This window comes from Streptomyces sp. NPDC126497 (assembly GCF_040302425.1).
Taxonomy (GTDB): domain Bacteria; phylum Actinomycetota; class Actinomycetes; order Streptomycetales; family Streptomycetaceae; genus Streptomyces.
The window spans coordinates 1-20,747 of sequence record NZ_JBEORT010000095.1; the positions used below are offsets into that span (position 1 = coordinate 1).

19 protein-coding genes and 1 pseudogene are annotated in these 20,747 nt (G+C 73.0%); 14 read left to right on the top strand and 6 right to left on the bottom strand.

Annotated features, from left to right (window positions below; all coding sequences use genetic code 11):
* The first annotated feature begins 267 nt into the window (after positions 1-267).
* The 7 genes from ABTY20_RS28615 to ABTY20_RS28645 all read left to right on the top strand — a co-directional run bounded on the left by ABTY20_RS28615 (position 268) and on the right by ABTY20_RS28645 (position 5,007).
* Positions 268-1,092 carry a helix-turn-helix transcriptional regulator gene (locus tag ABTY20_RS28615; RefSeq protein WP_351999941.1) on the top strand — a complete coding sequence of 275 codons (825 nt, stop codon included), beginning with the start codon at positions 268-270 and terminating at the stop codon, positions 1,090-1,092.
* A 121-nt stretch (positions 1,093-1,213) separates the two neighbouring features.
* Complete coding sequence (locus ABTY20_RS28620; protein ID WP_351999971.1) at positions 1,214-1,381, top strand: hypothetical protein; 168 nt, start codon at positions 1,214-1,216, stop codon at positions 1,379-1,381.
* Positions 1,382-1,422: 41 nt separating this feature from the next.
* Complete coding sequence (locus ABTY20_RS28625; protein ID WP_351999967.1) at positions 1,423-1,677, top strand: hypothetical protein; 255 nt, start codon at positions 1,423-1,425, stop codon at positions 1,675-1,677.
* A 20-nt stretch (positions 1,678-1,697) separates the two neighbouring features.
* Positions 1,698-2,990, top strand: coding sequence for a bifunctional 3-oxoadipate enol-lactonase/4-carboxymuconolactone decarboxylase PcaDC (pcaDC, locus tag ABTY20_RS28630; protein ID WP_351999942.1), 1,293 nt, complete (start codon positions 1,698-1,700; stop codon positions 2,988-2,990).
* A 54-nt stretch (positions 2,991-3,044) separates the two neighbouring features.
* Entirely contained in the window at positions 3,045-3,680 is a 636-nt protein-coding gene (locus ABTY20_RS28635) for an MBL fold metallo-hydrolase (protein ID WP_351999943.1), read from the top strand.
* 67 nt (positions 3,681-3,747) lie between these two features.
* Entirely contained in the window at positions 3,748-4,527 is a 780-nt protein-coding gene (locus ABTY20_RS28640; protein ID WP_351999944.1) for an exodeoxyribonuclease III, read from the top strand.
* Positions 4,528-4,599: 72 nt separating this feature from the next.
* A complete protein-coding gene (locus ABTY20_RS28645) occupies positions 4,600-5,007 on the top strand; it encodes a DUF6278 family protein (protein ID WP_351999945.1) in 408 nt (135 codons plus the stop codon).
* Between the two features lie 417 nt (positions 5,008-5,424).
* Here the strand turns inward: ABTY20_RS28645 and ABTY20_RS28650 are convergent, their stop codons facing one another.
* Positions 5,425-6,180, bottom strand: a complete 756-nt coding sequence (locus ABTY20_RS28650; protein ID WP_351999946.1) for a hypothetical protein — start codon at positions 6,178-6,180, stop codon at positions 5,425-5,427.
* A gap of 152 nt (positions 6,181-6,332) precedes the next feature.
* Here ABTY20_RS28650 and ggt point away from each other — a divergent pair, with 152 nt between their 5' ends.
* Positions 6,333-8,141: a gamma-glutamyltransferase gene (gene ggt, locus ABTY20_RS28655; RefSeq protein ID WP_351999947.1), complete on the top strand. Its 1,809-nt coding sequence runs from the start codon at positions 6,333-6,335 to the stop codon at positions 8,139-8,141.
* Positions 8,142-8,181: 40 nt separating this feature from the next.
* Here the strand turns inward: ggt and ABTY20_RS28660 are convergent, their stop codons facing one another.
* Together ABTY20_RS28660 and map are read right to left on the bottom strand one after the other, a co-directional pair.
* Positions 8,182-10,710: an ATP-dependent Clp protease ATP-binding subunit gene (locus ABTY20_RS28660; protein WP_351999969.1), complete on the bottom strand. Its 2,529-nt coding sequence runs from the start codon at positions 10,708-10,710 to the stop codon at positions 8,182-8,184.
* A gap of 270 nt (positions 10,711-10,980) precedes the next feature.
* The gene (gene map, locus ABTY20_RS28665; RefSeq protein ID WP_351999948.1) at positions 10,981-11,751 is read right to left on the bottom strand and encodes a type I methionyl aminopeptidase; all 771 of its coding nucleotides are present in this window, start codon (positions 11,749-11,751) and stop codon (positions 10,981-10,983) included.
* Between the two features lie 32 nt (positions 11,752-11,783).
* Here map and ABTY20_RS28670 point away from each other — a divergent pair, with 32 nt between their 5' ends.
* The 5 genes from ABTY20_RS28670 to ABTY20_RS28690 all read left to right on the top strand — a co-directional run bounded on the left by ABTY20_RS28670 (position 11,784) and on the right by ABTY20_RS28690 (position 16,795).
* Positions 11,784-12,053, top strand: coding sequence for a helix-turn-helix domain-containing protein (locus ABTY20_RS28670; RefSeq protein ID WP_351999949.1), 270 nt, complete (start codon positions 11,784-11,786; stop codon positions 12,051-12,053).
* 156 nt (positions 12,054-12,209) lie between these two features.
* Positions 12,210-13,052 (top strand): nitrilase-related carbon-nitrogen hydrolase, encoded by an 843-nt coding sequence (locus tag ABTY20_RS28675; RefSeq protein WP_351999950.1) that lies wholly within the window; start codon positions 12,210-12,212, stop codon positions 13,050-13,052.
* Complete coding sequence (locus ABTY20_RS28680; RefSeq protein WP_351999951.1) at positions 13,049-14,335, top strand: aspartate aminotransferase family protein; 1,287 nt, start codon at positions 13,049-13,051, stop codon at positions 14,333-14,335. Before ABTY20_RS28675 ends, ABTY20_RS28680 begins: the two co-directional genes overlap by 4 nt.
* A gap of 43 nt (positions 14,336-14,378) precedes the next feature.
* Entirely contained in the window at positions 14,379-15,782 is a 1,404-nt protein-coding gene (gene hydA, locus ABTY20_RS28685) for a dihydropyrimidinase (protein ID WP_351999952.1), read from the top strand.
* Between the two features lie 11 nt (positions 15,783-15,793).
* The gene (locus tag ABTY20_RS28690; RefSeq protein WP_351999954.1) at positions 15,794-16,795 is read left to right on the top strand and encodes a TIGR03842 family LLM class F420-dependent oxidoreductase; all 1,002 of its coding nucleotides are present in this window, start codon (positions 15,794-15,796) and stop codon (positions 16,793-16,795) included.
* A gap of 116 nt (positions 16,796-16,911) precedes the next feature.
* Here the strand turns inward: ABTY20_RS28690 and ABTY20_RS28695 are convergent, their stop codons facing one another.
* From ABTY20_RS28695 to lplAB, 3 genes are all read right to left on the bottom strand, one after another.
* Entirely contained in the window at positions 16,912-17,775 is an 864-nt protein-coding gene (locus ABTY20_RS28695; protein ID WP_351999956.1) for a CAP domain-containing protein, read from the bottom strand.
* Positions 17,776-18,121: 346 nt separating this feature from the next.
* Entirely contained in the window at positions 18,122-18,787 is a 666-nt protein-coding gene (locus ABTY20_RS28700) for a hypothetical protein (RefSeq protein WP_351999958.1), read from the bottom strand.
* 182 nt (positions 18,788-18,969) lie between these two features.
* The gene (gene lplAB / locus ABTY20_RS28705) at positions 18,970-20,034 is read right to left on the bottom strand and encodes a lipoate-protein ligase LplAB (protein WP_351999959.1); all 1,065 of its coding nucleotides are present in this window, start codon (positions 20,032-20,034) and stop codon (positions 18,970-18,972) included.
* A gap of 121 nt (positions 20,035-20,155) precedes the next feature.
* On the opposite strand from lplAB, the pseudogene ABTY20_RS28710 reads away from it, so the two are divergent.
* Positions 20,156-20,550, top strand: a pseudogene (locus ABTY20_RS28710) (N-acetylmannosamine-6-phosphate 2-epimerase); the annotation flags it as partial.
* Between the last annotated feature and the right edge of the window lie 197 nt (positions 20,551-20,747).

Genomic DNA, 20,747 nt, shown 5'->3' on the forward strand with positions numbered 1-20,747 from the left:
TGGTCTCGAACGCGGCGGCGGCGGCGTCCACGGCGGCCGAGGCCTCCGCCTCGCCACCGTCGTAGAACGAGCCGACCACCGTGCCGTCGGCCGGGCTGACCGATTCCAGAACCGAGCCGGAGCCGGTCCACCGTCCGTTGATCCAGTGCTGCGCGATGGTGTTCATGCGTCGATCCTGTAATCGCCCCGGCCCTGCCGGAAGGCACAGATCTTCGTCGTACCGCCAGTACCACCCTGGGACGGCAGAAGATGAGGGAACATGGGGACATGAGCGAACTCGGACAAGTCCTGCGTGCGTGGCGCGAGCGCCTGACCCCGGAGGCCGTCGGAATCCCTCACAACTCCCCCCGCCGCGTCGCAGGCCTGCGACGCGGCGAGCTGGCGATGCTGGCCGGAATCTCCGCCGAGTACGTGGAACGCCTGGAACAGGGCCGCTCCCTCACCCCCTCTCCTCAGGTCTGCACGGCCCTCGCCCGTGTGCTCCAACTGTCCGACGAGGAACAAGCACACCTCATGCGCCTGGCCGGCCACGCCGCGGGACCGGACCGGATTCCTCTGCTGATCCCGGCGAACCTGCACCGGCTGATGGAGCAACTCGCCGTCAACCCGCTGGCTGTCTACAGCGCTGCCTGGCAGTTGCTGCACTGGAACCCACTTTTTGCGGCGACCTTCGGTGACCCGACTTCCACCGACGATGACGGCCGCAACCTCATGCTGTCCCAGTTCGGGCCGAATCCCGGACGGATGCGGCTGACCGAGGACGAACGGGACGCGTTCGAGAGCTCTCTCGTCTCCGACCTGCGTGCAACCACCGGCCGTTATCCGTCGGACCCTTCCCTGGCGGCGCTCGTCACGAAGCTGCGTCGTCTCCCCCGCTTCCTGTCGTTGTGGGCCCGGCCGACCGTGGGCGACCACCAGAGTGCGCGCAAGATCGTCGTGCACCCTCTGGTCGGCGAGATCGCCCTCGAGTCCAGCGTCCTGACGATCCGGCCCGCGGACCTGCGCCTCGTGGTCTTTCTGCCACGCCCCGACACGGACGCCCGCAGCAAGCTGGACCTGGCGGCCACCGTAGGCCTTCAGCAGTGGGCCTGAGCACCGAGGGCGCGGATCGCCGCGGGAGCCCGCCCGGCTCAAAGGCGGCCGGCCCGCCGTCTGCTGGGGACGTGGGGGAGACGAGGGCACGGTGACCCGGGCCACCCACATGACGTCACGCATGCCCGCCGGGCGCATCGAACAGCTCACCACGTGGATCGACGAGCTGAACCAACGCCTGACCCGGCTCGTCGAGCACCACGCCCCCCAGTTGCCCGTACCGGTGGGCATCGGTCCGGACAGCGCCGTCACTCCCCTGATCACCATGGGGACGATCCCGAACGGCTGAACACCGAGGCGTCCTTTGCCGCCCTGTGCGGAGTCAGCCCCATCGAATGCTCCTCCGGCCGCCGGAACACGCGCCGGCTCGACCACGGCGACCGGCAGGCCGACGCCGCCCTGCACCGCATCGTCTTCACCCGCCTGCGCCACGACCCGCGCACCCAGGCGTACCGCGAACGCCGCACCCAGGAGGGCAGGACCCGGCGTGAGATCACCCGATGCCTCGAACACTGTGCCGCCCGCGCGGTCTTCGACCTGGTCAGACCGGCTCCCCGCGCCCCCGCGTTACAGGGGCGTCCGTGAGACGTGAGAGGGTCTGGGGCGTGAGTGAGACACCGCCGAACACCCTGCAATACCGCTTTGACGGGCCGGAGGAGGCCCCGGTCCTGATCCTCGGTCCCTCACTGGGCACCACCTGGCACATGTGGGACCGGCAGGTTCCCGAACTGACGAAGCAGTGGCGTGTGTTCCGGTTCGATCTGCCGGGACACGGAGGCGCCCCCGCCCACCCCGCGGGCTCCGTCGCCGACCTCACCACGCGGCTGCTCGCCACCCTCGAAGGGCTCGGCGTGCAGCGCTTCGGCTACGCGGGCTGCGCGCTCGGCGGCGCCGTGGGGATCGAGCTGGCCCTGCGCCACCCCGAGCGCCTCGCCTCCCTCGCGCTGATCGCCGCCTCGCCCCGCTTCGGCACGGCGGACGAGTTCCGCCGGCGCGGTGTGATCGTCCGGACCAACGGGCTCGACCCCATCGCCCGCTCCGCGCCGGAGCGCTGGTTCACCGGCGGGTTCGCCGCCGCCCAGCCGGCGATCACCGAGTGGGCCGTGCAGATGGTGCGCACCACCGACCCCGGCTGCTACATCGCCGCCTGCGAGGCGCTCGCCTCGTTCGACGCGCGGGCCGGACTCGGCAGCGTCGGCGCGCCCACCCTGGTGCTGGTCGGCTCCGAGGACCAGGTCACCGGCCCCGCCGAGGCCCGCACGCTGGTCGCCGGGATCCCGGACGCCCGGCTCGCCGTCGTGCCCGGAGCCTCCCACCTGGTGCCGGTGGAGCAGCCGGCCGCCGTCACCGATCTGCTGGTGCGGCACTTCTCCACCGCCTGGCAGCCCGCCTTCGAGCCCGTCACCGGGCAGACCGTCCTGCCCGCGGCCCTGCAGCCGGCGTCCGCCGCCCCGCCGCAGCCCGCGCCCGTCGCCGAGATCGCCCCGCCCGCCGCACCGCAGCGCACCCACGGCAGGTCCGACCCGTACGACACCGGGCTCAAGGTCCGCCGGGAGGTGCTGGGCGACGCGCACGTCGACCGGGTGCTGGCCGGGGCCGACGACTTCTCGGGCGACTTCCAGGAACTCGTCACCCGCTACTCCTGGGGAGAGGTCTGGAACCGGCCCGGGCTCGACCGGCGCACCCGCAGCTGCGTCACCCTCACCGCGCTCGTCGCCGGCGGCCACCTGGAGGAGCTCGCCGTCCACACCCGGGCCGCGCTGCGCAACGGGCTCACCCCGGACGAGATCAAGGAGGTGCTGCTCCAGACGGCCGTCTACTGCGGCGTCCCGGCGGCGAACAGCGCCTTCCGGGTGGCCCAGCAGGTCGTCCGCGAGGAGACCACGCCCCAGGAGTGAGCCCGCCGTGGGCGTTCCGCGCGGCCGTGAACGGGACGGGTGCAGGATGGGATCATGAAGCTCACGAAGAAGTCGCACTCCTGCGTCCGCCTGGAGAAGGACGGACGCGTCCTCGTCCTCGACCCCGGGATGTTCAGCGAGGAGGACGCGGCCCTCGGCGCGGACGCCGTCCTGGTCACGCACGAGCACCCCGACCACTTCGACGAGGGCCGGCTGCGGGCCGCGCTGGAGGCCAACCCGGCCGCCGGGATCTGGACGCTGAAGTCGGTCGCGGAACAGCTCTCGGCGGCCTTCCCGGGCCGCGTGCACACCGTCGGCCACGGCGACACCTTCACCGCCGCCGGCTTCGACGTCCAGGTCCACGGCGAACTCCACGCGGTGATCCACCCGGACATCCCGCGCGTCACCAACGTCGGCTACCTCGTCGACGACGGGAAGCTCTTCCACCCCGGCGACGCGCTCACCGTCCCCGACCGGCCGGTCGAGACGCTGATGCTGCCGGTCATGGCCCCCTGGAACAAGATCTCCGAGGTGATCGACTACGTCCGCGAGGTGAGGCCGCAGCGCGCCTACGACATCCACGACGCCCTCCTCACCGACCTCGCCCGCCCGATCTACGACCGCCAGATCGGCGCCCTCGGCGGTTCGGAGCACCTGCGGCTCGCGCCGGGGGGCTCCGCCGAGCTGTGAGCCGCCGAGCTGCGGGCCGGCGAGCGGCGGGCGGGCGTTGTCACAGGCGCCGGGTAGGTTGGGGGACATGCGCATCGCGACCTGGAACGTGAACTCGATCACCGCCCGCCTGCCGCGGCTCCTGGCCTGGCTGGAGAGCAGCGGCACGGATGTGCTGTGCCTCCAGGAGGCCAAGGTCGCCGAGGAGAGGTTCCCGGTGGAGGAGCTGCGCGAGCTGGGCTACGAGTCGGCGGTGAACGCCACCGGCCGGTGGAACGGGGTGGCGGTGCTCTCCCGCGTCGGCCTGGAGGACGTCGTCAAGGGCCTGCCGGGCGACCCCGGCTACGACGGCTCCGTCGAACCCCGCGCCGTCTCCGCGACCTGCGGCCCGGTCCGCGTCTGGTCGGTGTACGTGCCCAACGGACGCGAGGTGGACCACCCCCACTACGCGTACAAGCTCCAGTGGTTCGAGGCGCTGAGGGCCGCCGTGGCCGGTGACGCGGCGGGCGGCCGCCCGTTCGCGGTCCTGGGCGACTACAACGTGGCGCCGACCGACGACGACGTCTTCGACCGGGCCGTCTTCGAGGGCTCCACCCACGTCACCGCCGCCGAGCGCGCGGCCCTCGCCGCCCTGCGCGAGGCCGGGCTCTCCGACGTGGTCCCGCGTCCCCTCAAGTACGACCACCCCTTCACGTACTGGGACTACCGCCAGCTCGCCTTCCCCAAGAACCGCGGCATGCGCATCGACCTGGTGTACGGCAACGCGCCCTTCGCGAAGGCGGTCACGGACTCCTACGTCGACCGTGAGGAGCGCAAGGGCAAGGGCGCCTCGGACCACGCGCCGGTCGTGGTGGACCTCGACCTGTAGGCGTGGCGCCGGCCGTCGCCGGATCCCGCGCGCCTGTGGTGCGCGACACGGTGCGGATGACAGGCTGGCGGCATGAACATCCCTTTCCTGGGCGGCCGGCGCCGGAAGACGGGGTTTCCCGGTCCCGAAGGGATCGCGGAACTCCTCGCCGAGTGCGAACTCCTGCGCTCCCAGGCCGACCGGGCGGGCGTCCGACTCGACGACTCCCCGGCCTCGTTGGAGGCGCTGGACCAACTGGTGCCGCGCTGGCGGGACGACGAGGAGACCTCGAACTGGCTGGGCAACGACGCCGGACTGTATCTCGGCACCGTCGTCGTGCACACCGTGCCGGGGGCCGCCTGGGGGATCCGCGCCGACGGCCAGCCGGTCGTACGGCTCACCTCCGGCCGGGAGTTCGACGTCGTGGAGGCCGGACACGCGTGGGCGGCCAGCGGGGTGCCCGAGCTGTCACAGCTGTACGCGGAGGTCGCGGAGGCGTGAGACCGTCCGGCCCGCGGACCGGTCCCGCCCGGAGGGGGCGCGGCGGTCACCGCGCCGCCGGGGACGAAGGGGGGCGGGCGCGCCCGGCGCCCCGCCGGTCGAGCCGCCGGGACGTCGGCGACCGCTCCGGGGCCCCCGGACGCCGGTCGGGGTGACACCCCTGGACCCACCCGCCCGGACCTCGACTACGATGGTCCCTTCATCCCGGTGGGGGAGGGGACCCCGCTCCAGGAGCGGGGACGCCGCCACCGGGAGGGGGCCCACCGTCCCGCGTCCACGGGGCGGCGGAGCACCAACGGCCAGTCCCGTCCGGCGGCAGCCGGAGATCACTGTTCGCGCGGCGGACGCGACCCCGACGGGTCGCCCGCCGGCGGGGAGAAGGTCAGCTGCGCGCCGGACGGGTGGTGCCGAACGGCGTCAGTCCGCCCGGTGACCGGTGCGCGGCGCGGCGGCCGGCAGTGCGGTCCGCGCGGCCCTCGTCACATCCGCGACCAGTTCCACCATGTCGGGGCCGTACGCCTGCGAACTGATCACCTTCAGCAGCAGGACGAACGATGTCGAGCCGTACGTGCGGGCCAGCCGCTCGTGGTGTCGGGCGAGGTAGCGGGTGGCCGCCTGGTTGGTGATGGCGCGCTGGCCGCAGAACAGGAACACCGGCCGCGTCTCACGCCGTTCACCGGCGGTCAGCCGGGCCAGCAGGACGTACTCGGTGACGCCCGGGTCCATGCGGTAGCGCTCGGCGCCTATCTGGAAGGCGCCCCGGTCCGGGCCCGGCTCCGGATCGACGTTGACCCGCACCCCCGGCAGCATGGCCGCCATGTGGGCCAGCATCCGCCGGTTGGACCCCGGCCCGCCCACACAGAACTCGGTCCGCTCGCCGAAGCCCTGGTGGGCCGCGTCCTGGGTGACCACCCGGACGTGCGCCCCGCACTCCTTGACCAGCGCGGAGAGCTCGAGCAGCGCGAACACGTCGAAGCGGTGCACCGCCGGTTCCGCCGCCGCCGGGTCGCGGTTGACGACGAGCAGCGACTCGGAGTTGTCCGGCAGGCCGAAGAACGCCTGCTTGCGCCGGAGCCTGCGCCGCCACAGGTGGGTACGGGCGATCCAGCCCAGCGCGGCGCTGATGCCGGCGGCCACCACGCCCAGAACGATGTCGCGCACGTCGTCAGTCATGGGCGCGCATGCTAGCGGGCCCACACAAACCCCTGTTCGAGGCGCAGGGCACAGGGGCCACCGGAACGGCCGGACGGCACGCCCCCCGGCATCCCTGACGGGAGCATGCCGACCAACTAGGCTGCGCGGACAGCCGTTCACCGGAGGTGAGGATGCGTCGTCCTGTCGCACGGAGTCTCGCAGTCCTGGCGGTCGGTGCCGCCGTGCTGTCGGTGGGGGCGGCCCCGCCGACAGCCCCGCACGAGGCGCCCTCCCGGCACACACCCAAGGTCCCGGTGGCCGTCGGCCACGGCGGCGCGGTCTCCAGCGTCGACGCCGACGCCTCCGCCGCCGGGATCGAGATCCTGAGGAAGGGCGGCAACGCCGTCGACGCGGCCGTCGCCACGGCCGCCGCGCTCGGCGTCACCGAGCCCTACTCGGCCGGCGTCGGCGGAGGAGGCTACTTCGTCTACTACGAGGCCCGGTCCCGCACCGTGCACACCCTCGACGGCCGCGAGACGGCCCCGCTGACCGCCGACTCCGGACTGTTCCTGGAGAACGGCGAGCCGATCCCGTTCGCCGAGGCCGTCAGCAGCGGACTCGGGGTCGGCACCCCCGGCACCCCCGCCACCTGGCAGCGGGCGCTCGACACGTGGGGCAGGCGAGGCCTGAGCACGGTCCTGAAACCCGCCGAACGCCTCGCCCGCGACGGCTTCACCGTCGACGGGACCTTCCGCGCCCAGACCGCCGCCAACGAGACCCGCTTCCGCCACTTCCCCGACACGGCCGAGCTGTTCCTCCCCGGCGGGCGGCTCCCGGTCGTCGGCTCCACCTTCAAGAACCCCGACCTGGCCCGCACGTACGAGGAGCTGCGCCGCGAGGGCGTCGACGCCCTGTACCGGGGCGACATCGGCCGGGACGTCGTCGCCACGGTCGGCAAGCCGCCCGTGGACCCGGACTCCGGCTGGCACGCCCGGCCCGGCGAGCTGTCCGAACGCGACCTCGCCGCCTACCGCGTCAGGTCCCAGGCCCCCACGAAGACCTCCTACCGCGGCCTGGACGTCTACTCCGTCGCGCCCTCCTCCTCCGGCGGCACGACGGTCGGCGAGGCGCTCAACATCCTGGAGCGCACCGACCTCTCCGAGGCGAGCGAGGCCCAGTACCTGCACCGCTTCATCGAGGCGAGCCGCATCGCGTTCGCGGACCGGGGGCGCTGGGTCGGCGACCCCGCCTTCGAGGACGTACCGACGAAGGGACTGCTCTCCCAGCGGTTCGCCGACGCGCGCGCGTGCCTCATCCGGGACGACGCCGTCCTCACCAGCCCGCTCGCGCCCGGCGACCCGCGTGCCCCGGAGCCCTGCGGGGCCGGCGGCGAGGCCGCCCCCACGACGTACGAGGGAGAGAACACCACCCACCTCACCACCGCCGACCGGTGGGGCAACGTCGTCGCCTACACCCTCACCATCGAGCAGACCGGCGGCAGCGGCATCACCGTGCCCGGCCGCGGCTTCCTGCTCAACAACGAGCTGACGGACTTCTCCTTCGCCCCGGCGGACCCGGCGGTGCACGATCCGAACCTGCCGGGTCCCGGCAAGCGCCCCCGGTCGTCGATCTCGCCGACGATCGTGCTCGACCGGCACGACCGGCCGGTGGTGGCACTCGGCTCACCCGGCGGCTCGACCATCATCACCACCGTGCTGCAGACCCTCACCGGCTTCCTCGACCGCGGACTGCCCCTGGTCGACGCGATCGCCGCGCCGCGCGCCAGCCAGCGCAACACGGAGCGGACGGACCTCGAACCCGGCCTGTACGACAGTGGGGTCAGGCAGCGCCTGGAAGCCATCGGGCACTCGTTCCGGGAGAACCCGGAGATCGGCGCGGCCACGGCCGTCCAGCGGCTGCCGGACGGCACGTGGCTCGCGGCGGCGGAGAAGGTCCGCCGGGGCGGCGGATCGGCGATGGTGGTCCGTCCGGCGCGCTAGACACACGAAGGGGCGCCCCGCCCGGGGCGCCCCTTCCCGCTCACAGCTCGGGTGCCGGTGTCTCCTGCGTACGGAACGCCAGGCGCCCGCCCTCCGCGTCCACCGTCACCCGTCCGCCCTCCCGGACCCGGCCGTCCAGCAGCAGCCGCGACAACTGGTTGTCGACCTCCCGCTGGATGGTGCGGCGCAGCGGCCGGGCGCCGTACTCGGGCTGGTAGCCGCGTTCGGCCAGCCAGTCCACGGCCGCGTCGGTGAAGTCGACCGAGATGTTCTGCCCCTTGAGTCCGCGCCGGGTGCTCTCCAGGAGCAGGTCGGTGATCCGCCGCAGTTCCTCGGAGGTCAGCTGGCGGAACACCACGATCTCGTCGATCCGGTTGAGGAACTCGGGCCGGAAGTGCTCCCGCAGCGGCCGCAGGATCTGCTCGCGCCGTGCCTCCTCGTCGGCGTCCGCGCCGCCGGACGCGAACCCCAGGGTCGGGCCGCGCCGGGTGATCGCCTCGGAACCGAGGTTGCTGGTCATCACGATCACGGTGTTGGTGAAGTCCACCGTCCGGCCCTGCGAGTCGGTCAGCCGGCCGTCGTCGAGGACCTGGAGCAGGATGTTGAAGACGTCCGGATGCGCCTTCTCCACCTCGTCGAGCAGCAGCAGCGAGTACGGGTGCCGGCGCACCACCTCGGTCAGCTGCCCGGCCTCCTCGTGCCCCACGTAGCCGGGCGGGGCGCCCACCAGCCGGCTGACCGTGTGCCGCTCCTGGTACTCGCTCATGTCGAGCCGCACCATCCGGTCCTCGCTGCCGAACAGCGCCTCGGCGAGCGCCCGCGCCAGCTCCGTCTTGCCGACGCCCGTCGGGCCGAGGAACAGGAAGCTGCCGATCGGCCGGTCGGGGCTGGCCAGCCCCGCGCGGGAGCGCAGCACCGCGTCCGAGACGACGCGCACCGCCTCCTCCTGACCGACGACCCGCTGGTGCAGGTGCTGCTCCAGCCCCAGCAGGCGGTCCTTCTCCTCCTCGGTGAGGCGGCTGACCGGGATGCCCGTCTGCCGGGCCACCACCTCGGCGATCGCCTCGGCGTCCACCCACAGGCTCTGGCCCTCGTCGACCTCGCCGTCGCCGCCGGTGTCCGCGATCCGCTGCTTCAGCTCCACGATGCGGTCCCGCAGCTGCGTGGCCCGCTCGTACTGCTCGTCGGCGACCGCCTGGTCCTTGTCGCAGGTCAGCTGCTCGACCTCGCGCTCCATGGCCCGTACGTCCGTGCCCTTGGTCCGGGCCCGCAGCCGCACCCGCGCGCCGGCCTGGTCGATCAGGTCGATGGCCTTGTCCGGCAGCCGGCGGTCGCTCAGATAGCGGTCGGACAGCTCCACGGCCGCCAGCAGCGCCTCGTCGGTGTACCGCACCTGGTGGTGGGCCTCGTAGCGGTCCCGCAGGCCGCGCAGGATCTCGATCGCGTCGGAGGGGGTCGGCTCCGGCACCATGATCGGCTGGAAGCGGCGGGCCAGCGCCGCGTCCTTCTCGATCCGGCGGTACTCCTCCAGGGTGGTCGCGCCCACGATGTGCAGCTCGCCGCGGGCGAGGGCCGGCTTGAGGATGTTGCCGGCGTCCATCGAGCCGCCCTCGCCCCCGCCCCCGGCGCCGACGACGGTGTGCAGCTCGTCGATGAAGACGATCAGCCGGTCGGAGTGGGACCGGATCTCCTCGACGATGTTGTTCATCCGCTCCTCGAAGTCGCCCCGGTAGCGGGTCCCGGCGACCACGCCCGTCAGGTCCAGGGCGACCACGCGCCGTCCGAGGAGCACGTCGGGCACGTCCCCCTCGCTGATCCGCTGGGCCAGCCCCTCCACGACGGCGGTCTTGCCGACGCCCGCGTCACCGATCAGCACCGGGTTGTTCTTGCCGCGCCGGGAGAGCACCTCGACGGTCTGCTCGATCTCGTCGTCGCGTCCGATCACCGGGTCGACACGACCCTCGCGGGCCAGCTCGGTGAGGTCACGGCCGTACTTGTCGAGGGTCGGCGTGCCCGTCGCGGGGCGGGGCCGTTCGGCGCGGGCCTGGGGGGCCTCCGGCGCCTCCGGGGGGCCGGAGGGGGCGTACCGGGCCGCGTTGAGGATGTGCCCGGCGGCGGAGTCGGGGTTCGAGGCCAGGGCGCTGAGCACGTGCTCCGGGCCGATGTAGCCGACGCCGCTCGTGCGTGCCATCTCGTGCGCGTCCAGCAGGGCCCGTTTGACCGCGGGGGTCAGGGACAGCGAGGTCGGTGGCGGGGCCTCGCCCGGACCGTGCTGGACGGGCCCCTGACGGTCGTCGATCTGGGAGGCCAGGGAGTCGGGGTCCGCGCCGGCCCGGCTGAGCAGGCTGCGGGTCGGCTCGGCGGAGAGGGCGGCGCGCAGCAGGTGCTGGGTGTCCAGGTCGCGGCTGCCGTGCTCGGCGGCGTACTGGGCGGCGCCGCGCACCAGCTCACGGGCGGGCTGGCTGAGGAGCCGGCCGATGTCGATCTGGCGGGGGCGCGGCCCGCCGAAGAAGCGGGCGAGGAATTCTGCGAAGGGGTCGCCCTCCGGGCCGACGAAACCACTCGTCATCGTCATCCGTTCCTTCGCTGGGTCGACGTGCCGGGGCCGGGTAACCCGGCCGGGGCTCGCTCATGCCCACGATGACACGATCCGTTGGGGTGGGCATGTCCAGCTCGGGTGCGGGTGAACGGGGGTGAGGTGCGCGGCCCGGCGCTTGCGGGCGCCTCCGCACCCGCCCGTGCGGCCCGGGGATGCCTCCCGGGCCCTCGAGGCACTGGGGGAGGCCCGGCCCGCCCGCGGTGGACGCGGCAAGCGACTGCCCGCAGCGGCGGGCCGCGGTCACCGGCGGGCCGTGAGGACGCGGGGGCCCGCGTCCGTGATGGCCACGGTGTGTTCCACGTGGGCCGCGCGGGTGCCGTCGTTGGTGCGGAGGGTCCAGCCGTCCGGGGCGACGTGGTAGGTGTCGGTGCCGCCGGCGATGAGCATCGGCTCGATCGCGAGGCACATGCCGTGCCGCAGCGGCACGCCCCGGCCCGGCCGGCCCTCGTTCGGCACGCCCGGGTCCTCGTGCATGCGGCGGCCGATGCCGTGACCGCCGAAGTCCTCCATGATGCCGTACCCCCCGGCGCGGCACACCGTGCCGATCGCGTGCGCGATGTCGCCGACGCGGTTGCCGACGACGGCCGCTTCGATGCCCGCCGCGAGCGCCCGCTCGGCGGTCTCGATCAGCGTCACGTCGGCCGGGCGCGGGGTGCCCACGGTGAAGCTGATCGCCGAGTCCCCGGCCCAGCCGTCCAGCTGGGCGCCGCAGTCGATCGAGACGAGGTCCCCGTCGCGCAGCCGGTAGCCGTCCGGGACGCCGTGCACGATCGCGTCGTTGACGGAGGCGCAGATCACGGCCGGGAACGGGGTCGGCGCGAAGGAGGGCCGGTAGCCCAGGAAGGGCGAGGTCGCACCCGCCCCGCGCAGCACGTCCCGCGCCACCTCGTCCAGCTCCAGCAGGGAAACGCCCACGTCGGCGGCGTTCCGTACGGCCGTCAGCGCGTTCGCGACGACCTGGCCCGCCGCGTGCATGGCCTCGATCGATGTGTCGGTCTTCAGCTCCATCATGCCAATTACTATACCGGTATTAGAATGGGGGCATGGTGCGCACCCCCTTGACCCCGGAAGAACGCGAACGCGGCGAGCGGCTCGGCAGGCTGCTGCGCGAGGCGCGCGGCGGCCGCAGCATGGCCGAGATCGCGGCGGCCGCCGGCATCTCCGCGGAGACCCTCCGCAAGATCGAGACGGGGCGTGCCCCGACCCCCGCGTTCTTCACGGTGGCCGCGCTGGCCGGTGCGCTCGGCCTGTCGATGGACGAGCTCGTGGGGCGCTGCGCGCCGGCGACGCCGGAGGCACCGGTCGCCGCCTGAGCCCGGCGGGCTCACCCACCGGAGTGCTGAAACGCGATCGACCCAGCGGGTTCACGACGATGGTCTTGGCAAGGCCGCCCGGGAGGCTTACGTTCGTCCCCCTACGACCGTTTCTACGGGCGTAGAGGCTCTGACGTCGCGTCGAAGGAGCAGCTCATGGCCAACGTCGTACGTGCCGCCCTGGTCCAGGCCACCTGGACCGGGGACACCGAGTCCATGCTGGCGAAACACGAGGAGCACGCCCGCGAGGCGGCCCGGCGGGGCGCGAAGGTCATCGGGTTCCAGGAGGTGTTCAACGCCCCCTACTTCTGCCAGGTCCAGGACCCCGAGCACTACCGCTGGGCCGAGCCCGTGCCCGACGGGCCGACCGTCCGCCGGATGCGGGAGCTGGCCCGCGAGACCGGCATGGTGGTCGTCGTGCCGGTGTTCGAGGTCGAGCAGTCGGGCTTCTACTACAACACCGCCGCCGTGATCGACGCCGACGGCACCGTTCTCGGCAAGTACCGCAAGCACCACATTCCGCAGGTCAAGGGCTTCTGGGAGAAGTTCTACTTCCGGCCCGGCAACCTCGGCTGGCCGGTCTTCGACACCGCCGTCGGCAAGGTCGGCGTCTACATCTGCTACGACCGCCACTTCCCGGAGGGATGGCGCCAACTCGGCATCAACGGAGCCCAGTTGGTCTACAACCCGTCCGCCACGCACCGCGGCCTCTCGTCCCACCTGTGGCGGCTGGAGCAGCCGGCGGCGGCCGTCGCGAACGAGTACTTCGTCGCCGCCATCAACCGGGTGGGGCGCGAGGAGTACGGGGACAACGACTTCTACGGCACCTCGTACTTCGTCGACCCGCGCGGGCAGTTCGTCGGCGACGTCGCCAGCGACAGCGAGGAGGAACTCGTGGTCCGCGACCTGGACTTCGACCTCATCGAGGAAGTGCGCCGGCAGTGGGCCTTCTACCGCGACCGCCGTCCCGACGCCTACGAGGGGCTGGTGCGGCCGTGACCGACGACCTGCTGGGCCGCCACCGGTCCGTGCTGCCCGACTGGCTCGCCCTCTACTACGACGAGCCCATCGAGATCACCCACGGCGAGGGACGCCACGTCTGGGACTCCGACGGCAACCGCTACCTCGACTTCTTCGGCGGCATCCTCACCACCATGACCGCGCACGCCCTGCCCGAGGTCACCAAGGCGGTGAGCGACCAGGCCGGGCGGATCGTCCACTCCTCCACCCTCTACCTCAACCGGCCGATGGTGGAACTCGCCGAGCGCATCGTCCAGTTGAGCGGCATCCCGGACGCCCGGGTGTTCTTCACCACCTCCGGCACCGAGGCCAACGACACCGCCCTGCTGCTGGCCACCGCCTACCGGCGCAGCAACACGGTCCTGGCCATGCGCAACAGCTACCACGGCCGCTCCTTCGGCTCGGTCGGCGTCACCGGCAACCGCGGCTGGTCCCCGACCTCGCTCTCCCCGCTGCAGACGCTGTACGTCCACGGCGGCGTGCGCACCCGGGGCCCCTTCGCCGCGCTCGACGACTACGACTTCGTCGCGGCCTGCGTCGACGACCTGAAGGACGTCCTCGGCCACATCCGCCCGCCCGCCGCGCTGATCGCCGAGCCGATCCAGGGCGTCGGCGGCTTCACCTCGCCGCCCGACGGCCTGTACGCGGCCTTCCGCGAGGTGCTGCACGAGCGGGGCGTGCTGTGGATCTCCGACGAGGTGCAGACCGGCTGGGGCCGCACCGGCGAGCACTTCTGGGGCTGGCAGGCGCACGGCCGCAGCGGGCCGCCCGACATGCTGACCTTCGCCAAGGGCATCGGCAACGGCATGTCCATCGGCGGGGTCGTGGCCCGCGCCGAGATCATGAACTGTCTGGACGCCAACAGCATCTCGACGTTCGGCGGCACCCAGATCACCATGGCGGCGGGCCTGGCCAACCTCACCTACCTGCTGGAGCACGACCTCCAGGGCAACGCCCGCCGGGTCGGCGGCCTGCTCATCGAGCGGCTGCGGGCCGCCGCCGCCCAGGTCCCCGCCGTACGCGAGGTGCGCGGGCGCGGGCTGATGATCGGCATCGAGCTGACGAAGCCCGGCACCGACGCGGCCGACCCGGCCGCCGTGTCCGCCGTCCTGGAGGCGGCCCGCGAGGGCGGCCTGCTCATCGGCAAGGGCGGCGGCCACGGCACCAGCGTCCTGCGCATCGCCCCGCCGCTGTCCCTCAACGTCGCGGAGGCCGAGGAGGGCGCCGCGATCCTCGAGCGCGCCCTGAGGAGCACGTCGTAGCACCGGCTCGCAGAGCTCGTCACGCTCGTAGAGAGGGAGCACCATGAGCAGCCGCACCGTCATCCGTGGTGGCCTCGTCATCACCGCCTCCGACGAGATCCACGCCGACGTCCTGATCGAGGACGGCCGCATCGCCGCCCTCGCCGCCTCCGCCACCCCGGCCGCCGGCGCCTTCACCGCCGACCGGACCATCGACGCCACCGGCAAGTACGTCATCCCGGGCGGGGTCGACGCCCACACCCACATGGAACTGCCGTTCGGCGGCACCTTCGCCTCCGACACCTTCGAGACCGGCACCCGGGCCGCCGCCTGGGGCGGTACCACCACCGTCGTCGACTTCGCCGTGCAGAGCGTCGGCCGGTCCCTGCGCCAGGGCCTGGACGCCTGGCACGCCAAGGCCGAGGGGAACTGCGCCGTCGACTACGGCTTCCACATGATCGTCTCGGACGTCAACGCCGGGACGCTCAAGGAGATGGACCTCCTGGTGGAGGAGGGGGTCACCTCGTTCAAGCAGTTCATGGCGTACCCCGGGGTCTTCTACTCCGACGACGGACAGATCCTGCGCGCCATGCAGCGCTCCGCCGGGAACGGCGGACTGATCATGATGCACGCGGAGAACGGCATCGCCATCGACGTGCTCGTGGAACAGGCCCTCGCCCGCGGCGAGACCGACCCGCGCTTCCACGGCGAGGTCCGCAAGGCCCTCCTGGAGGCCGAGGCGACCCACCGCGCCATCCGGCTCGCCCAGGTCGCCGGCGCCCCGCTGTACGTCGTGCACGTCTCGGCGACCGAGGCGGTCGCCGAACTGGCGCGGGCCCGCGACGAAGGGCTGAACGTCTTCGGCGAGACCTGCCCGCAGTACCTGTTCCTGTCCACCGACAACCTCGCCGAACCGGACTTCGAGGGCGCCAAGTACGTGTGCAGCACCCCGCTCAGGCCGAAGGAGCACCAGGCCGCGCTGTGGCGGGGCCTGCGCACCAACGACCTCCAGGTGGTCTCCACCGACCACTGCCCGTTCTGCTTCGCGGGCCAGAAGGAGCTCGGCCGGGGGGACTTCTCCAAGATCCCCAACGGTCTCCCGGGCGTGGAGAACCGCATGGACCTGCTCCACCAGGCGGTCCTCGACGGGCACATCTCCCGCCGCCGCTGGATCGAGATCGCCTGCGCCACCCCGGCCCGCATGTTCGGCCTGTACCCGAAGAAGGGCACCCTCGCGCCCGGCGCCGACGCCGACGTCGTGATCTACGACCCGCACGCCGAGCAGGTCATCTCCGCCGGCACCCACCACATGAACGTCGACTACTCGGCCTACGAGGGCAAGCGGGTCACCGGCCGCGTCGAGACCGTCCTCTCGCGCGGCGAACCCGTCATCACCGACCGGGAGTACACCGGACGCGCCGGGCACGGCGTCTACACCCCGCGGTCCACCTGTCAGTACCTCAGCTAGGAGAGCCGCGCATGGACTTCGGACTCGTCCTGCAGACCGACCCGCCGGCCTCGCGGGTCGTCGGCCTGATGAAGCGCGCCGAGCGGGCCGGCTTCACCCACGGCTGGACCTTCGACTCCGCCGTGCTGTGGCAGGAACCCTTCGTGATCTACAGCCAGATCCTGGCCGGCACCACGAAACTGAAGGTCGGCCCGATGGTCACCAACCCGGGCACCCGCACCTGGGAGGTCACCGCCTCCACCTTCGCCACCCTCAACGACATGTACGGCAACCGCACCGTCTGCGGCATCGGCCGCGGCGACTCCGCGATGCGCGTCGCCGGACGCAGGCCGGGCACCCTGGCCCGCCTCGGCGAGGCGATCGACGCGATCCGCGACCTCGCCGAGGGACGCGAGGCCGAGGTCGACGGGCAGCCGCTGCGGATCCCGTGGGTACGGGACGGGAGGCTGCCCGTCTGGATGGCGGCGTACGGGCCGAAGGCGCTCGCCCTCGCCGGACGCAAGGCCGACGGCTTCATCCTCCAGCTCGCCGACCCGTACCTGACCGAGTGGATGGTGAAGGCCGTACGCGCCGCGGCCGCGGAGGCGGGACGCGATCCCGCCTCCGTCACCGTCTGCGTCGCCGCCCCGGCGTACGTCGGCGACGACCTGGCGCACGCCCGGGAACAGTGCCGCTGGTTCGGCGGCATGGTCGGCAACCACGTCGCCGACCTGGTCGCCCGCTACGGCGAGCACTCCGGCCTGGTCCCCGAGGCGCTGACCTCGTACATCAAGGGACGGCACGGCTACGACTACAGCCACCACGGGCGGGCCGGCAACCCGACCACGGACTTCGTCCCCGACGAGATCGTCGACCGGTTCTGCCTGCTCGGCCCGCCCGGGGCGCACATCGAGAAGCTGCGGGCGCTGCGGGAGCTGGGGGTGGACCAGTTCGCCGTGTACGACATGCACGACGCGCAGGAGACGACGATCGACGCGTACGGCGCGGAGATCATCCCGGCCCTCGGCCGCTGACCGGCATCCCTTCCGAAGGCCCTCGCCGACCACGGCCGGGCGGTGGGTCCCGCGGCGTCGCCCGTGGTGCACGTCGGGCTGACGGCGGGCCACCGCCGCGCCCGGGCGTACGGCGTCTACCGGGCCGTGCCGAAGTCCTGGGTCCAGTAGGAGCCGGGCTGTGCGAGACCGACGCCGATCTCCTCGAACGCGCAGTTGAGGATGTTCGCCTTGTGGCCGGGGCTGGTCATCCAGCCGTTCATCACCTGCCCGGGGGTGGAGTAGCCGTAGGCGACGTTCTCGCCGTAGGTGCTCCAGCCGTAACCGGCGCGGGTGATGCGGTCACCGGGGGAGGAACCGTCGGAGCCGGTGTGCGACATGGTGCCGCTCGCCGCCATGTCCTCGCTGTGCTTCTGCGCGGCAGCGGCCAGGGTGGCGTTGGCCCTCACCGGGGAGCAACCGACCTTGGCACGCTCGGCGTTGACGAGTTCCACGACCTCGGCGACGGCCCCCGAGGCAGGGGCCCCGCCCGTCGCGGCCGGGCTCGGGGCGGTGGCGGCGGGCGCGGTCGGCTTGGGGGCGGCGCTCGTGGGCTTGGGGGCGGCCGTGGTGGGCTTGGGGGCCGCGCTCGTGGGCTTCGGGGCCGTGGTGGCGGGCTCGGAGGCGGATGCCCCGGAGGCCGTCCTCTTCGGCTCCGGCCGGTGCGGGGGCTCGGCGCCGGTGGGCTCCGGCGCGCCGGTCCTCGACGGGCTCGCGGTGGCGGTCGGGGTGTCCGACGGCAGGGCCGTGGACCCGCCGTGCCGCCGGCCGTCCCACCGGCTGTACCAGTCGGGGCCGCCCCACCGGTCGTCGGCCGCGGCCGTCCCGCCCCGGTCCTGCCGCTGTCCGTCGTCGGCCCAGTCCGTGCAGGCCATGGCGACCGAGGGGACGCCTATGACCCCCAGGGCGACCGCGGCGACGACCGTCCGCCGGTACTTCTGCTGATGACGATGCTTTCCCATGCCTGACCTCACCCCTGCTGTCCGGAGGCTGGTCATTCTTGGGACGCCCCCGCACCGGGCGCAAAGGGCTCTCCTACTACTGCGCTTCGTAGCCCCGCGGGGGCCTTGCGGCGGACGGGGGAGCGTGCAGGACCGCCCCCGGCGCCCCCCTCGGCACTCCTGCCGCTCCGTCAGAAACCGTCACGCGGCGAAGGAGCCGCGGCCATCCGCCTCCCACCGCGTCACCCCCCGCCCCCTCCCCTCCCGCATTCGCGGCAAGACGGACAAGTCCCCCATGTCGTCGGGGCGGTCTCTACTAAGCGGCCCGCACAGATCGTCACGACCTGTGACAGATGTCACGGAACCATCAGTTCCGGTTCTTCTCCAGCGCCGCCACCGCCTCCTTGGCGGCCTTGATGGCGCCCTTGTTGATCTCGTCCGTGCCCGGCGCCTTCTTCGACTCGAAGTCGCTGCCGTTGTACGTCACGACCACCAGTGCGTTGGAGGCGCGCGCCACCACCACGCCCTCACGGGTCTGCTGCTTGTCCTCGGTGGTGAGGTTCACGACGGAGTACCCCGCGTCCCCGAGTCCGGGGACCGGGCCCCCGCCGCTTTTGTCCTCCAGCCGTCCCCGGTACGACCGTTCCGCCGCCTCGTCGGACTCCAGCACCTCGAAGGACACGTCGAGCCAGCGGTACTCGTAGCCCTTGAGGGCGTTCCAGGAACAGGTGCGGCGCAGCTCCGAGTCCGTGGACCGTATCTCCTTGCCGGCCGTCCCGGCGCCCGGCACCAGGGACTTGACGCTCTTCTCGGCGAGGCTGTCGCACGGCGCCGGCGCGGTGGCGTAGGTCTTCGTCGCCTGCGTCCGCGAAGGGGCGGCCGCGGACGGCGTCTTCGTCCTCCCGGCCGGCTCGTCCGCGGCCTCCTGGGACGGGGCCGCCGGGCCGGAGGACAGGGCCCAGCCGGCCGCGGCGAGGACGACCACCGGGGACAGACGCGCGGTCAGGGCGATCGGCAGAGGAAAGGAACGCACGGCGCACTCTTCGTGGGGACGGTGCGGAAGGGGGCCCGCACAGCGGACGGGACGCCAGTGTCACACGCGTTCCCGTGATGCGGGAAGGACCAACTCGCTCCGTGCAGGGACGGTGACGGGCGCGTACCACCGCGGGCGCCGTCTTGCCTCAATTCCCCCCGTGAAGAGGTGATGTGCGCGTCTCAGGGGACGCGGGCGGTCCACTCCGGCGAGGTGAACTTCGTCCGCGCCAGTTCCTCCGCGCGGGCCAGCTCCTCGTCCGTCGCCCTGCCGTCCGTCAGCCCGTGGCGGGCGCGGAAGGAGTCGACCATCCGCTCGATGACGGCCCCGCGCGGCAGACCGGTCTGCCGGCGCAGCGGGTCCACCCGCTTCCTCGCGCTCCTCGTGCCCTTGTCGGACAGCTTCTCGCGTCCGATGCGCAGCACGTCGAGCATCTTGTCGACGTCGATGTCGTAGGACATGGTCACGTGGTGCAGCACCGCGCCGGGACCGCCGTCCGGGCCCACGATCCGCTTCTGGGCGGCGCCCGCGATCTTGCCCTGGTCGGTGGCGATGTCGTTCAGCGGCTGGTACCAGGCGCGGATCCCCATCTCGCCGAGCGCGCCCAGCACCCAGTCGTCGAGGTAGGCGTAGCTGTCCTGGAACGACAGACCCTGCACCAGCGCCCCCGGCACCGACAGCGAGTAGGTGATGGTGTTGCCGGGCTCGACGAACATCGCGCCGCCGCCGGAGATCCGGCGCACCACCTCGACGCCGTGCCGCCGGGCGCCCTCGGCGTCGACCTCGTTGCGCAGCGACTGGAAGCTTCCGATGATCACTGCCGGGGAGCCCCATTCCCAGACGCGCAGGGTGGGCGGACGCCGGCCGGCGGCGACCTCGGCGGTCAGCACCTCGTCCAGGGCCATGTGCAGGGCGGGGGACTGGGGGCCCTCGTGGATCAGCTGCCAGTCGTAGTCGGTCCAGTCGGTGGCGTGGGCGAGCGCGCGGCGCACCGCGGTGCCGACGCCCTCCGAGGTGAGCCCGTACATCACGGTCCCCTCGGGAAGGGCCGCGTCGATCCGCGCGGCCAGACCGGCCGCGTCGGTGTCGGCGGGGGCGCCCTCCAGGGCGCGGTTCACGGCGTCCAGCGCCTCGTCGGGTTCCAGGAAGAAGTCGCCCGCCACCCGCGCGCGGCGCAGCGCGCCGTCCTCCACGTCCACGTCCACGACGACCAGCTTGCCGCCGGGAACCTTGTACTCACCGTGCACGGCTCCGCCTTTCGTCCCGCCGCCGGGAGCAACACCGGCGGGGGCGGGGATGTTCCCCGTCCCCGCCGGATCCGCCCCGCCCCGACGGCCGGTCGGACGGCGGCGGCCGCCGCGGCCGTCGCGTCCCCGCCCCGACGGCAGCGCCTTCGCCGACCTCGTCGAGGCCGTCCGCGAGGCGGGCGCCCTGGTCATGGCCGACGTGTCGACCCTCGTCGAGGGTCGTGGGGCCGCCGCGCGGGGCGCCGGCCTCGTGGGCACGACCCTCTCCGGATACGTGCCGGGCTCCCCCCCCGCCGGACCTCTCCGGACCTCGCCCTCGTCGCCGGCCTCGCCGCCGCGGTCCCCGTCCCGGTGGTCGCCGAGGGCCGCATCGCGACCCCGCAGCAGGCGGCGCAGGCCCTCGAAGCAGGGGCACACAGCGTGGCCGTGGGCACCGCCATCACCGCCCCGGCCGCCCTGAGCAGGGCCTTCGTGGCGGGTCTCATCCCTGACCGGCGGACGGCGCGGGTGCCGTGAAGGGCCTGCCGCCGGGAGGGCTCGATTGATCAACACGCCTCCACTCCCTACGCTGTGCAGGTAAGCCTCACCTGACGTGCCCAGCACGTCCGGTGCCCCGCTGCACGACCACGGCCCGCGGTCCGGACGTGCGGGCCCGGCACCCCGGACCGGAAGTGGAACACGGGTCGATGAGAACACCACGCTCCCCGCGGCAC

Coding starts and splice junctions, on each gene's coding strand:
- ABTY20_RS28645 (WP_351999945.1), top strand. CDS start 4,600: ATGAACATCCCTTTCCTGGGCGGCCGGCGCCGGAAGACGGGGTTTCCC.
- hydA (WP_351999952.1), top strand. CDS start 14,379: ATGAGCAGCCGCACCGTCATCCGTGGTGGCCTCGTCATCACCGCCTCC.
- map (WP_351999948.1), bottom strand. CDS start 11,751: ATGATGGAGCTGAAGACCGACACATCGATCGAGGCCATGCACGCGGCG.
- ABTY20_RS28660 (WP_351999969.1), bottom strand. CDS start 10,710: ATGACGAGTGGTTTCGTCGGCCCGGAGGGCGACCCCTTCGCAGAATTC.
- ABTY20_RS28690 (WP_351999954.1), top strand. CDS start 15,794: ATGGACTTCGGACTCGTCCTGCAGACCGACCCGCCGGCCTCGCGGGTC.
- ABTY20_RS28635 (WP_351999943.1), top strand. CDS start 3,045: ATGAAGCTCACGAAGAAGTCGCACTCCTGCGTCCGCCTGGAGAAGGAC.
- ABTY20_RS28620 (WP_351999971.1), top strand. CDS start 1,214: ATGCCCGCCGGGCGCATCGAACAGCTCACCACGTGGATCGACGAGCTG.
- ABTY20_RS28695 (WP_351999956.1), bottom strand. CDS start 17,775: ATGGGAAAGCATCGTCATCAGCAGAAGTACCGGCGGACGGTCGTCGCC.
- ABTY20_RS28670 (WP_351999949.1), top strand. CDS start 11,784: ATGGTGCGCACCCCCTTGACCCCGGAAGAACGCGAACGCGGCGAGCGG.
- ABTY20_RS28615 (WP_351999941.1), top strand. CDS start 268: ATGAGCGAACTCGGACAAGTCCTGCGTGCGTGGCGCGAGCGCCTGACC.
- ggt (WP_351999947.1), top strand. CDS start 6,333: ATGCGTCGTCCTGTCGCACGGAGTCTCGCAGTCCTGGCGGTCGGTGCC.
- ABTY20_RS28675 (WP_351999950.1), top strand. CDS start 12,210: ATGGCCAACGTCGTACGTGCCGCCCTGGTCCAGGCCACCTGGACCGGG.
- ABTY20_RS28650 (WP_351999946.1), bottom strand. CDS start 6,180: ATGACTGACGACGTGCGCGACATCGTTCTGGGCGTGGTGGCCGCCGGC.
- ABTY20_RS28640 (WP_351999944.1), top strand. CDS start 3,748: ATGCGCATCGCGACCTGGAACGTGAACTCGATCACCGCCCGCCTGCCG.